General features: G+C 43.8%; 10 protein-coding genes and 1 other annotated feature. Of the genes, 8 read left to right on the plus strand and 2 right to left on the minus strand.

The window, feature by feature from the left end:
• Positions 1 to 121 precede the first annotated feature (121 nt).
• Positions 122 to 238 carry a photosystem I reaction center subunit VIII gene (locus BGL89_RS07615; RefSeq protein WP_004162778.1) on the plus strand — a complete coding sequence of 39 codons (117 nt, stop codon included), beginning with the start codon at positions 122 to 124 and terminating at the stop codon, positions 236 to 238.
• Positions 239 to 420: 182 nt separating this feature from the next.
• Here BGL89_RS07615 and BGL89_RS07620 read toward each other — a convergent pair whose 3' ends face one another.
• Positions 421 to 2622 carry a hybrid sensor histidine kinase/response regulator gene (locus BGL89_RS07620; RefSeq protein ID WP_286825195.1) on the minus strand — a complete coding sequence of 734 codons (2202 nt, stop codon included), beginning with the start codon at positions 2620 to 2622 and terminating at the stop codon, positions 421 to 423.
• Positions 2623 to 2857: 235 nt separating this feature from the next.
• On the opposite strand from BGL89_RS07620, the gene BGL89_RS07625 reads away from it, so the two are divergent.
• The gene (locus BGL89_RS07625; RefSeq protein WP_286825197.1) at positions 2858 to 3010 is read left to right on the plus strand and encodes a hypothetical protein; all 153 of its coding nucleotides are present in this window, start codon (positions 2858 to 2860) and stop codon (positions 3008 to 3010) included.
• 28 nt (positions 3011 to 3038) lie between these two features.
• Positions 3039 to 6680: a cobaltochelatase subunit CobN gene (cobN, locus tag BGL89_RS07630; RefSeq protein ID WP_286825198.1), complete on the plus strand. Its 3642-nt coding sequence runs from the start codon at positions 3039 to 3041 to the stop codon at positions 6678 to 6680.
• A 124-nt stretch (positions 6681 to 6804) separates the two neighbouring features.
• Here cobN and mgtE read toward each other — a convergent pair whose 3' ends face one another.
• On the minus strand, positions 6805 to 8211 hold the full coding sequence (gene mgtE, locus BGL89_RS07635) for a magnesium transporter (RefSeq protein WP_286825199.1): 1407 nt from the start codon (positions 8209 to 8211) through the stop codon (positions 6805 to 6807).
• A 537-nt stretch (positions 8212 to 8748) separates the two neighbouring features.
• Positions 8749 to 8866 (plus strand) — a sequence feature (ribosomal protein L10 leader region).
• 102 nt (positions 8867 to 8968) lie between these two features.
• On the opposite strand from mgtE, the gene rplJ reads away from it, so the two are divergent.
• The 5 genes from rplJ to BGL89_RS07660 all read left to right on the plus strand — a co-directional run bounded on the left by rplJ (position 8969) and on the right by BGL89_RS07660 (position 12024).
• Positions 8969 to 9517: a 50S ribosomal protein L10 gene (gene rplJ / locus BGL89_RS07640; protein WP_002737633.1), complete on the plus strand. Its 549-nt coding sequence runs from the start codon at positions 8969 to 8971 to the stop codon at positions 9515 to 9517.
• Between the two features lie 43 nt (positions 9518 to 9560).
• Entirely contained in the window at positions 9561 to 9956 is a 396-nt protein-coding gene (gene rplL / locus BGL89_RS07645; RefSeq protein ID WP_149986343.1) for a 50S ribosomal protein L7/L12, read from the plus strand.
• A gap of 104 nt (positions 9957 to 10060) precedes the next feature.
• Entirely contained in the window at positions 10061 to 10156 is a 96-nt protein-coding gene (locus BGL89_RS07650) for a photosystem II reaction center protein T (protein WP_071823417.1), read from the plus strand.
• A 127-nt stretch (positions 10157 to 10283) separates the two neighbouring features.
• Entirely contained in the window at positions 10284 to 10799 is a 516-nt protein-coding gene (nrdR, locus tag BGL89_RS07655) for a transcriptional regulator NrdR (RefSeq protein ID WP_002757126.1), read from the plus strand.
• A 232-nt stretch (positions 10800 to 11031) separates the two neighbouring features.
• Positions 11032 to 12024 (plus strand): 30S ribosomal protein S1, encoded by a 993-nt coding sequence (locus BGL89_RS07660; RefSeq protein ID WP_286825200.1) that lies wholly within the window; start codon positions 11032 to 11034, stop codon positions 12022 to 12024.
• Positions 12025 to 12391 lie beyond the last annotated feature (367 nt).

Raw genomic sequence — 12391 nt, forward strand, 5'->3', positions numbered from 1 at the left:
GGTGAAGCGTCAACCCCGTTCAGCGACCACCCTAAAAAAGTGGCGTGGTGAGGAATCGCCGTCCGTTTTACGGCGGCGAGGATGTCAACATTTCCTTATTTTTTTACTAGGAGCATTTGACATGACTGGTGACTACGCAGCTTCTTATCTGCCTTGGATTTTAATCCCGATCGTCTGTTGGTTAATGCCAGCCGTGGTTATGGGTTTGTTATTTATCTATATCGAGAGTGAATCCTAATTTAGCCTAGGATTCCTACAATTAAGAGCTTGAAAATTAGCTATTTGATAGTTAGTTTTCAAGCTCTATTTTCTGAGGAAAAAGGAAAAAATTGACCAGATGAAAATGGGTAAAACCCTACACCCCACACCCCACACCCCACACCCTACCCCCACCGAAAAACTTTTTGCCGCAAACCCTACTTATAAAGCGGTTAGATAGCGGATTTTTTCCAACAATAGGGAGGGTTGAATCGGTTTGAGGAGATAGTCGTCAATGCCATGACGACCGAGAAAATTAACGCTGATTTCAGGGGTATCATTCAAGATTAGCACTTTACTGGCTTGAGTTTGGCTAGATTTTTTTAAAAGATGACACAGATGATATATATCGGGCATTTTCCGATCGACAATTATAATACCTGGCTGCACGATCTCAATTTTTTTGATAGCGGAGACACTATCGATTAACCAAATAACTTGATAATGTGCCACCATCAATAACTCACAAATAAGATTGGCGATTTCTTCGTCACTTTCAATCAAAACTATAGTGGGATGGTGGTGATTAAAATGGGGATTATTCTCCGAGGGTTGAAGCTGGGATCTGGGTGGCTTTTGTTGAGGTAAACGGACGGTAAAGATGGAACCTTTATCTAAGCAAGATTCTACCTCGATCGTGCCGCGATGGAGTTCCACTAATTGTTTAGTTAAAGCCAATCCTAATCCCACACCACCATAACGACGTTTGCGGGAGCCATCCAATTGGGTAAATTTTTCAAACAGAAGCGGTATTTTTTGAGCAGGAATGCCGATGCCCGTGTCCTCTACCTGAAAAATGACCTGACTGCCTTCTTTCCACAGTCTCAGGGTGATATCACCTTGTTCGGGGGTAAATTTTAGGGCATTTTTTAACAAGTATAAAAGTATCTGCTGGACTCGATCATAATCGGCGTAAAAATAATGATCTTCTTCGGTGATTCTCATTTCTAAAATCAGATTAATTTCTTTAGTTTCTGCCTCTGTTTTAATAATTTCTAAAACATGGTTACAGAGATATTTTAGCGAAAATTGTTTAATATCTAAAACAGCTTTACCCGCCGAAACTTGCGAGAAATTAAGCAAGTCATTGATTAATTCTAATAGTTTATTGCCGTTATCCTGAATAACTTTTAGATAGTGTTTTTGTTTGTCGGGGGGTAAAAAATTATTGGCTGCCGAGGATTTTTGCAGGGTACTGGACAAACCGATAATACAAGTTAGGGGAGTTAATAACTCATGACTAATATTATTTAAAAATTCACTTTTGCAGAGGTTAGCGGCTTCTGCGGCCATTAAAGTATCTTGTAATTCTTGGGTTCTTTCTATTACCCGGCGTTCAAAAATATCTTTTTGTTCCTGTACTTGAGAATATAATTGCGCTTGATAGATAGCGATGGCGAGATGTTCACCAATCTGACCTAAAAATTTCTTTTCTTGCGGCAACCATTGGCGTTTTTCTTGACATTGATGGGCAATTAATAAACCCCACAATTCTTCTTGTACCACAATCGGGGCGATTAATTTTGATTGCACTTGCTGTTGTCGCAAAAATTCGGACAAACAGAAGGAAGAAGAATAGTTGGCATCCACATCATCCACGGCCAGAATTAATCCTTGACGGTACTTTTCTTTGTATTGGGGAATATAGGAAAAACAATCGTCTTCGGGGGTTAAATTTAACACCGAATTTATCTGGTCAGAAATGCGCGACTCGGAAGTTATTTTTCCCTTTACCTCACTGGTACTGGGAAAAAATTGATAAATTAACAATCGGTCCACTTGCAGAAACTCCCGCGCTTCCCTGACTACGGTTTCCAGAATCACCGGTAACTCCAGACTCTGACGCATTTGGGTGATGACTTGGTTTAATAATCTTTCCTGTTGGATTTGTTGGGATAGGGCAGCTTCTACCGGTTGACAAACGGAGAAGATGCGGGAACAATCTCTATCAGCAGACGGAGAAGAAATTATCGAGAGAATTTTGACTAAAATTTTATTTTGAAAACTGCTGACATTAATGGATAGAGGCAGATTTAAAATTTGATAACCCTGCTGAATTTTTGGGTTGTGGAGAGACTTGACAGCCAGTCCTTGCAGAAAATTTTTAATCGTGTTCGCTTCAAAACTAATGCGGACTTCGTACTGGAAATTATGCCCTTGGGGACTGGCTAACAATAAAGCTTGTAGGTCAGTGGAAAGCAAGAGTTGATAGATTTCTCCTGTCTGTGGGGGAATGTCTCTTTCACTTAGACTAATCCTCGGTGCTGTCACCTGTATTGCCAACTGTCCCCACCAAGAACGAATTTGTTCGAGGTGAGTAGATGACAACACTTGACAGCAAACATAAGCGGGAGAAGCATTCATTTATCAGTTATCAGTTATCAGTTATCAGTTATCAGTTATCAGAAGGCAGGAGACTCCGAGGCTGCGAGGCAGGAGATAGGGTTTTGGGGTTTTGGGGTTTTGGGGTGTTAGGGTTTTGGGGTGTTAGGGTTTTAGGGTTTTAGGGTTTTAGTTGAAATTCCCCCACTTCCCACTTCCCACACCCCACACCCCACACCCCACACCCCAGTCATCAGTAAGGTGATGGGGGACTGGGGTGTGGGTTTTAGTGAAGATTTTTCTTAATCCCTATCCCCGACTATTCCCTAATCCCTATTCCCTATTCTTGAAAATTGCCGCAGACAGATATAATCATCTCTATCTACCTAAGAATGATCCCTCGATCGAGACCCTGATTCTCAAAACCTAATCATTATTTAACCTGACTCTCAAAACTTATGCACCGAATTGCTCCCCAAGCGGGTGGTTGGACAGCAGATACCGAAGGGGTGATTATTATCGACCAAAATCCGGCCCCGATTGTTCTCCTCACCATGGCCGATACCGATATTCAAACTCTAGCGGCAGCTATCGACCATCTACCCGATAATTTTCCCGCAATTCGCGCCCTGAATTTATCGCAGTTACAGCAGCAATACAGTATCGATAACTATGGGGACAAGGTACTATCCCAAGCAAGAGTGATTATTCTTCGCTTATTGGGAGGACGGGGGAGTTGGTCCTACGGATTGGAAGTAGTTAAGGAAATTGTCGAGGAAACCGGTGCGACTTTATTTGTCCTCCCGGGAGAGGATAAACCGGATTTAGAGTTGATGAGTCATTCCACTGCTTCCCTGACTACTGTTAATCAGTTATGGTGCTATTTCACGGAAGCAGGGACAGATAACTGGATTAATGCTTGTAAATTTATCGCGCATACCTGTCTCCATCTCGACTATCCTCCCTCTCCTCCTAGGGTTGTCCCTAGGTTGGGAATCTATTCCCAGATAACCCTATCCCAACCCCAAGCACGGACTTGGATACTTTTCTATCGTTCCCATTATCTCGCGGGTAATACCAAAGCTATCGATGCTTTAATCACCGCTTTCACCCAAAGAAATATTGAAACTGTCCCTATCTTTCTCTCCTCTGTCCGGGAAATTGAAGTGCAAGAGGAACTATTAACCCTCTTTTCCCACCATCCCCCAGACCTAATTCTCGATACCACTAGCTTCTCTATCCAACGACCAGAAGACAAACAAAATCATCACTTCTGGCAGTCCCTCAATAAACCCATCTTCCAAGTTGTCCTCAGCAGCAGCAGTTTAGAAGCTTATCAACAGGGTTATCAAGGTCTTTCCCCCCGGGATGTGGCCATCAATATCGCTTTACCGGAAATGGATGGCAAAATTATCACCCGCGCTATTTCCTTTAAATCTGTCCTCACCCGACATCCGAAACTAGAAACGGAAATAGTTATCTATCAACCCCTCCCCCACCGGGTTGATTTTGTCGCTGATTTAACCGCAAACTATTGTCAACTCTCCTCCCTTCCCAACTCCCAGAAAAAAATTGCTCTCATTTTCCCCAACTATCCCAATAAGGATGGTCGTATCGCTAACGGAGTCGGTTTAGATACTCCCGCTAGTGGTCTGGAAATTCTTCGCGCATTACAAACCCAAGGTTATACCCTCACCGACCTACCCGACCATAGCGATGAATTAATGCGATTGCTTATTTCCGGTATCACTAATGACCTGGAGACAAGGGAATTAAAACCTATCTATCAATCTCTCTCCCGGTCAGCATATCTAGATTATTTCTCCTCCCTTCCCCCCGATAATCAAAGCGCTATGCTTGACCGTTGGGGACATCCAGACAGGGATTTTCCTATCCCCGGCATCCAGTTAGGTAATGTCTTTATCGGTATTCAACCTTCTCGCGGTTACGACCTCGACCCGACTCTTAATTATCATTCCCCCGACCTCGAACCTACCCACAGCTATCTCGCTTTTTACCATTGGTTACGACAGGAATTCCAAGTCACTGCTGTAATTAATCTCGGTAAACACGGCAATTTAGAATGGCTGCCCGGGAAAAGTCTCGCTCTTTCTCCCCATTGTTATCCCGAAATTGCTTTCTCGTCGCTGCCGAATTTTTATCCGTTTATTGTCAATGACCCCGGAGAAGGTTCCAGCGCTAAAAGACGTTCCCAAGCTGTTATCATCGACCATCTCACTCCCCCGATGACGCGAGCGGAATTGTATGGGGATTGGGAAAAGTTAGAGTCTCTCATCGATGAATATTATCAAGCAGAATCTCTTGATCCTTCTCGTTTAGCTCTGATTCGTGAGCGGATTAGTGATCTGGTGGCGAAAACTAATCTCGATCGAGAGCTAGGCACGATCTCGCGTAGCGAGCGCGTTGCGATCAGCGCTTCCTTTGGTCAATTTCTTACCCTCGTGGATGGTTATCTCTGTGAACTCAAGGAAGCACAAATCCGCGACGGTTTACATATCTTCGGTCAATGTCCCCAGGGTCAGCAGTTAATTGATTTAATCCAATCGATCGCTCGTTCTCCTAGTCCCGACCGCCCCGGTTTAACCCGTTCGATCGCCCTTGACCTCCATCTCGACTGCGACCCCCTGACGGAATATAACGATACTACTACCTATCTGGAAAGTCTCGCTCAGGATTTAATTAGCCAGAAAATTGAACCTCTAGGCGAAAATACGGCAAAAGAATTGGTTTGGCTAGAAAATCAGTTAATTCCTGCTTTAAAACAAACCCCCGATGAACTTACCTATCTCTTAAAAGGTCTCGCTGGCCAATACGTCCCCAGTGGTGCTTCCGGCGCTCCCACCCGCGGCCGTCCCGATGTTCTCCCCACCGGCAGAAATTTCTATTCTGTCGATACCCGCGCAATCCCCACAGAAACTGCGTGGGAAGTGGGAAGAAAGGCCGCAGAGGCACTAATTGAACGTTATACCCAAGAAAATGGCGAATATCCCCGCACTTTGGCGATTTCTATCTGGGGAACTTCGACGATGAGAAATAGTGGCGAAGATGTGGCCGAAGCCATGGCTTTACTGGGAATTCGTCCCCTTTGGGATGGTTTTTTCCGTCGGGTGGTCGGGTTTGAAATCCTTACCCCGTCTAGCTTAGGCCGTCCTCGCATTGATGTGACCGTTCGGGTATCGGGCTTTTTTAGGGACAGTTTCCCCAGCATACTACATCTTCTTAATTCTGGCATAAATGCGGTAGCTTGTCAAGAGGAAGAAGAAAAAATTAATCCTTTAGCGGCGAAAGTGAAGACAGAGAGGGAGTTTTGGCTAAGTCAGGGCTTAGGAGAAAAAGAGGCGAAACTGAGAGCTACTGCCAGAATCTTTGGCTGCAAACCCGGTGCTTACGGGGCCGGTTTACAGGGGTTAATCGAGTCACAAAACTGGCAAAATGATCAAGACTTAGCTAATGCTTATATTAACTGGAGTTGTTATGCCTATGATAGTCAAGGAACTGCCCATTCTTTACCGGAAGTATTGAGAAATAGACTACAAGAATTAGAGATAGTGCTGCACAATCAGGACAATCGGGAACACGATATTTTCGACTCCGATGACTACTATCAATTTCAAGGCGGCTTAACTGCCAGTGTTCGGGCATTAACCGGCAAAAATCCCGTCACCTATTTTGGTGATCATTCCCGTCCAGAAAATCCCCGCATCAGAACCTTAGAGGAAGAAATTCGCCGGGTATATCGTTCGCGAGTAGTGAACCCCAAATGGATAGCGGGAGTGATGCGACACGGCTATAAAGGCGCTTTCGAGATGGCTGCGACCGTAGATTATATTTTTGCCTATTCTGCCACTACTCATCTAGTGGAGGATTTTATCTATCAGGGAGTAGCCGAAGCTTATTTATTTGACGACAAGGTACAACAATTTATTCAGGAGAAAAACCCCTGGGCATTGCGAGATATGGCCGAAAGATTATTAGAAGCTCAACAACGGGGATTATGGACGCAGGTGGACCAGAAAACTTTAGATCGATTGAGGGCAATTGTCCATGAGGCCGAAGGAGTGATCGAATCGGGTCAGTAATTGATAATGGCCGGAATTGAGGGATTGAGGATTAAAAATTATCGAGCACTCAAGGATATAACTCTGGGCAAGTTATGGAGCGCCAATTCAGACTTGAATTGGCCTAATCTTTTTGCCTTGCCCATCAATTTCTCAAACTTTCCTTTAGGATTAATTGAGCAATACTGAAATAAATAAAAATTCCTAAAACATCAACCACTGTCGTGATAAAAGGAGCAGACATTAAAGCAGGATCAAATCCCATTTTGTTAAAGATAAAAGGTAATGCTGTACCTGTCGTCGCTGCAATAATTGAGATAGCAATTAAACTAATTCCCACTATAAAACCAATCTCTGGTTTACCTAAGAATACGAAAACCATAGCAATCACAATGACGGCTAAAATGATCCCTAATAATCCCCCTGTTATTAACTCTTTCACAATAATTGAAAACGGTTTCTTATCTCTTAATTCATCAGTACTTAATCCCCTAATAACAACGGTCGATGACTGTGCGCCTATATTTCCCCCTGCATCAATTAATAATGGGGTAAAAAAGGCTAAGGCAACTACTTCTTCTAACACTTCCTCAAAATTACTCATTAAAAAAACTGTTGCAGAATTCGTGATTAATAAAATTAATAACCATGGTATTCGTTTTTTTGTGATTTTATACAAGCCCAATTTAAAGTAATTTTGATCATCAGATTCCGTGTTAATTGCTCCCATTTTATAAATATCTTCAGTTGCTTCTTCCTCTAAAATGTCGATGACATCATCTACCGTAACTACCCCTAATAAGTTTTCATCTTTATCAACAATTGGCAAGGCTAATAAATCATAGCGTTGAATCAATTTAGCGACTTCTTCTTGGTCGGTATCGGTATAGGCATAAATAATATTTCTGTTCATAATTTCAGAAATTATTGCTTCTGGTTTAGCAACAATTAAATCTTTTAAAGATAAGGTTGCTTGTAATTTCTTATTATCATCTGTCACATAGATATAGTAAGCTACTTCAATCTTATCGGCTAAATTTCTGATTTTAGCTTGAGCTTCATTGGCAGTAACAGTTTCTTTGACATAGATATATTTCGGGGTCATAATTCGCCCTGCTGTATCAGCAGAATACCCGAACAATAAAGCATTCAACTCTCTTTCTTCAGGGGATAATTGAGCCACTAAAGTCCTCGCTAATTGAGGAGGTAACTCATCAAATAACTTGACTCGATCATCAGGAGACATATTATTAATAATTTCAGGTGCTTCCGCATCTTTAAACTTTTCAATTAATAAGTATTGGGTATTTCTATCTAAATGTTCATAAACGTCAATGGCTTGAGATTTATTTAAAAGTCGGAAAGCAATGATTTGTAGGGTTTTAGGTAAGTCCGCAATCGCTTCTGCTATATCCACGGAAGCGACGGGAATTAATAGAGTTTTAGCTGCGTCATAATTTTGGGCTTCTAAAAAAATGAGTAACTGATTTGTGATCACATCTCTTAGGTCACTCTTAGAGCCTTTGGGAAAGTTGATTTCAGTGTTATTCATAATTGATAATTGGGTAAGGTAACTAAAAAGGGAAGCTCGAAAAATTGATGGAGGATACAAAAGGATTGTAAGCGAAGAAAGTAGAGTGGCACAAGCGAACAAATGAACCAAGCTGATTCTGCGTCTTGAAAAGCTAGATTAAAAAAGCTCAATCAACAGAAAGACTTTCTCCTGAGACTGAATTAGATACAGCGTTTCTGATCAAGAACTGTAACCTAATTTTGTATTAACGACCGACTCCTGAAAACGAAAACTTTTGATCTCAGACTAAATCCGGTTATTAAAGACCGATTATCTATTCCTCCTTTTGCCTCTTGCATGAGTGCCTGTCCTGATATGTAGGGTTTGCGGCAAAAAGTTTTTCGGTGGGGGTAGGGTGTGGGGTGTAGGGTTTTACCGATTTTCATCTGCTCAATTACCTAGGGTTTGCGGCAAAAAGTTTTTCGGTTACCTTTTCAAAACAGGATTTAGTCTTATATGCGATCGCATCGCTCGCTCCTTCCCAGGGCTTGACATAAATCCCGCAATAATGTTATAATAAAAGACTGGCTTAAGCCAAAGACAGCAGGTGCGAAACAGCTTAAATACCCTGCCGAGGTCAAAGCGAGAAAACAGCAGCCAAAAAGACTAAAGAGAGATATTTTCTGTCTTGGTCGTGCCTGAACTGAATTCTCTCCACTCAACCCCGGCGCTACAAGGGGTTATTTTTGCGCCTGTCTGTGGAACCGGTCCCCCGCATACAGGAGGTGAACAAGGGATGGGGAGAAGCAGAGAAAGCAAGGGAGTAATTCTAGAAGAATTAAAAACCTCCCTGAGCGAAGCTCAATTAACGATGGTCATCGACTATCAAGGTTTAACCGTCGCCGAAATCAGCAATCTACGCCGCAAATTGCGCCCCACGGGAACAATTTGTAAAGTCACCAAAAATACTTTGATGGGCTTGGCGATCGCTGAGGATAGTGGCTGGGAACCGATGAAAAGCCTTTTATCGGGAACATCCGCCTTTCTGCTCGTAAAAGAGGATATCGGTGGAGCTTTCAAGGCCTATCAAGAGTTCAAAAAAGAAAGCAAAAAAACCGAATTGCGCGGCGGTGTCCTCAAAGAAGGGACCAAAGGTCAACTGTTAACAGAAGATCAGATCAAAGCGATCGCCGATTTACCGTCGAAAGAACAGTTAATCGCTCAGGCCGCTGGAGCAATCAACGCCATTGCCACCAAACTGGCCCGCAGCATCAACGAAGTTCCCGCATCTTTGGCCCGTGCCGTCGATGCCGTGGCCCGTCAAGAAGAAAAAGAAGCGGCCTAACACCGCACCAATCAATCACTGAAAACAATTAGGAGTCTAACCCATGTCTGCTGTAGCTGAAATCTTAGAAAAACTCAAAACCCTTACCCTCTTAGAAGCTGCCGAATTAGTCAAAGGTATCGAAGAAACCTTCGGAGTTAGTGCCGCCGCTCCGGCCGGTGGCATGATGATGATGGCTGCTCCCGGGGCCGCTCCCGCTGCCGCCGCTGAAGCTGTGGAAGAACAAACCGAATTTAACGTCGTTCTTGAAGAAGTTCCCGCCGACAAGAAAATTGCTATCCTTAAGGTAGTGCGCGAATTGACTGGTTTAGGACTCAAAGAAGCGAAAGACCTGGTAGAAGCAGCTCCCAAAGCGGTTAAAGAAGGCACCAACAAAGATGATGCCGCCGCCGTCAAGAAAAAACTGGAAGATGCTGGGGCAAAAGTTAGCGTTAAATAGATCGCCACTGATTCTGGGGATCTAGATTACATCCCCAGACAAGCCGAAAAGCTCATTTCCTGATACTATAGGATTGTCATAGCAATCTTGCAGGATGTCCAACCATGGAAAGCGTCGCTTACATTTTGGTTTTAACTATGGCCTTGGCGGTAATTTTCTTCGCCATCGCCTTCCGGGAACCTCCCCGGATTCAAAAGTAAATTTCTTAACTCCGTTTAACTTAATAATTTTCTTCCCTGAGCCGCCCGCTTGTCCAAAGCAGGTTAGCGGCTCTGGTTTTCGTATTTAAAGGCTTAAATTAAAGGTTCCCCTCACCGAGCGCCTCCTATGCAGTGTCCTAATTGTCAGCATACCGATAGTCGCGTTTTAGAGTCCCGTTCCTCCGAAAACGGTCAGAGCATTCGTCGTCGTCGTGAATGCTTACAGTGTAAATATCGGTTCACCACCTACGAGCGCATCGAATTCGTGCCGATCACGGTGATTAAAAAAGATGGTAAACGGGAATCTTTTGATCGCTGCAAACTGCTGCGGGGTATCGTCCGCGCCTGCGAAAAAACTGGCATTCCCCCCTCAAGATTAGAGGCGATCGTCAATGATATCGAATCCCGTCTGCAGCAAGACTCAAAGCGGGAGGTAACAAGTCAGGAGATCGGTCAATTAGTCCTAGAATACCTCCGGCAAGAATCGGAAGTGGCCTATGTGCGCTTTGCTTCGGTTTACGGCAATTTTCAGGGAATTAGAGACTTTATCGCCGCTTTAGCGCTGCTGCAATCCTCCGAAATCGAACGCGCGCATCCTTCTTGGTCTCAAGTGGAAGAAGCCAGCGTGATCACCTCATCTTAAATAGTCCCCGATTCAGTTATAATTAGGATCCCTTGTGCTATTTAAAGCCCAAGCTCTGGTTAGATTCTTAAAAGTCATTCTTGAGGCGAATTGCCTGCAAGAAAGCCGGATGCGGCAGTTCATCCCCTAGGCCCTGCCTAGGAACTAAATTGGGAGGTATCTCCTTTCTTTAGAAACTGTACATCACATAGGAGGAAAAACCTACGGAAATTCCGAGGCCCAAACAACGTACATGACCACCCAAAAAACCGCAAACAAAAACATAGGCTTTACCCATGAAGATTTTGCCGCCCTTCTAGACAAATACGATTATCATTTCAGTCCGGGAGATGTTGTCGCCGGGACTGTTTTCAGCATGGAACCCCGGGGAGCGCTCATCGATATCGGTGCTAAAACCGCCGCTTTTATCCCCGTGCAGGAGATGTCGATCAACCGCGTCGATAATCCCGAAGAAGTTTTACAACCTAACGAAACACGGGAATTTTTCATCCTTACCGACGAGAATGAAGATGGACAGCTAACCCTGTCGATCCGTCGCATTGAATATATGCGCGCTTGGGAACGGGTGCGTCAATTGCAAAAAGAAGATGCTACCGTGCGCTCAAATGTTTTTGCCACTAACCGTGGTGGGGCATTAGTCAGGATTGAAGGTCTCCGCGGCTTTATCCCCGGTTCTCACATTAGCACCAGAGAGGCGAAAGAGGATTTAGTTGGTCAGGAATTGCCCTTAAAGTTTTTAGAAGTGGATGAGGATCGCAACCGTCTGGTTTTAAGTCATCGTCGCGCTTTAGTGGAACGCAAGATGAACGGTTTAGCCGTGGGACAGGTGGTAATCGGTTCCGTGCGCGGAATTAAGCCCTACGGTGCTTTCATCGATATCGGTGGAGTCAGTGGTTTACTGCATATTTCCGAAATCTCTCACGATCACATTGACACCCCCCACACGGTTTTCAATGTCAATGATGAGTTAAAAGTGATGATTATCGATCTCGATGCCGAAAGAGGTCGCATTTCCCTCTCGACTAAACAATTAGAACCCGAACCGGGAGATATGCTGAAAAATCGCCCGTTAGTGTTTGAAAAAGCGGAAGAAATGGCGATTAAATACCGAGAAAAACGTCTAGCGGAAGCGGAAGGCCGCACTGTCTCGGAAGTAGTCGCAGAAATCGAAGGTCCTCCCGCCTTGGAAGATGAAGATTTAGTTCTCGCTGCCACCGAGGAGTAGGTCAGTTATCAGTTATCAGTTATCAGTTATCAGTTATCAGTTATCAGTTATCAGATGTGAGTTTTTAGTGGACAGTCTTAAGTAGGGTTTGCGGCAAAAAGTTTTTCGTGGGGGCAGGGTGTAGGGTTTTACCGATTTTCAGGTGGTCAACTACCTAATTTTCAGGGAAAAAGTCCCGGAATTTTCCCCCTGATCACTCCCAGACCAGGCACTTTTGGATTTCAAAAAAGCCTAAAGATATTATCCAACAAGGTTTTTAGATTTATTCAGCAAGCTCTAAATAGGGTTTGCGGCAAAAAGTTATTGAAAAGTACAGGTCTCTTAATCAATGATTTCACTTAGCTAAAAGCATAAGCTTTAGTTGTTG

This window comes from Microcystis sp. LSC13-02 (assembly GCA_002282935.1).
Taxonomy (GTDB): domain Bacteria; phylum Cyanobacteriota; class Cyanobacteriia; order Cyanobacteriales; family Microcystaceae; genus Microcystis.

Excerpts from the sequence above, each read along its gene's own strand:
- BGL89_RS07615 (WP_004162778.1), top strand. The coding sequence starts at position 122 with ATGACTGGTGACTACGCAGCTTCTTATCTGCCTTGGATTTTAATCCCG.
- BGL89_RS07620 (WP_286825195.1), bottom strand. The coding sequence starts at position 2,622 with ATGAATGCTTCTCCCGCTTATGTTTGCTGTCAAGTGTTGTCATCTACT.
- cobN (WP_286825198.1), top strand. The coding sequence starts at position 3,039 with ATGCACCGAATTGCTCCCCAAGCGGGTGGTTGGACAGCAGATACCGAA.
- mgtE (WP_286825199.1), bottom strand. The coding sequence starts at position 8,211 with ATGAATAACACTGAAATCAACTTTCCCAAAGGCTCTAAGAGTGACCTA.
- rplJ (WP_002737633.1), top strand. The coding sequence starts at position 8,969 with ATGGGGAGAAGCAGAGAAAGCAAGGGAGTAATTCTAGAAGAATTAAAA.
- rplL (WP_149986343.1), top strand. The coding sequence starts at position 9,561 with ATGTCTGCTGTAGCTGAAATCTTAGAAAAACTCAAAACCCTTACCCTC.
- BGL89_RS07650 (WP_071823417.1), top strand. The coding sequence starts at position 10,061 with ATGGAAAGCGTCGCTTACATTTTGGTTTTAACTATGGCCTTGGCGGTA.
- nrdR (WP_002757126.1), top strand. The coding sequence starts at position 10,284 with ATGCAGTGTCCTAATTGTCAGCATACCGATAGTCGCGTTTTAGAGTCC.
- BGL89_RS07660 (WP_286825200.1), top strand. The coding sequence starts at position 11,032 with ATGACCACCCAAAAAACCGCAAACAAAAACATAGGCTTTACCCATGAA.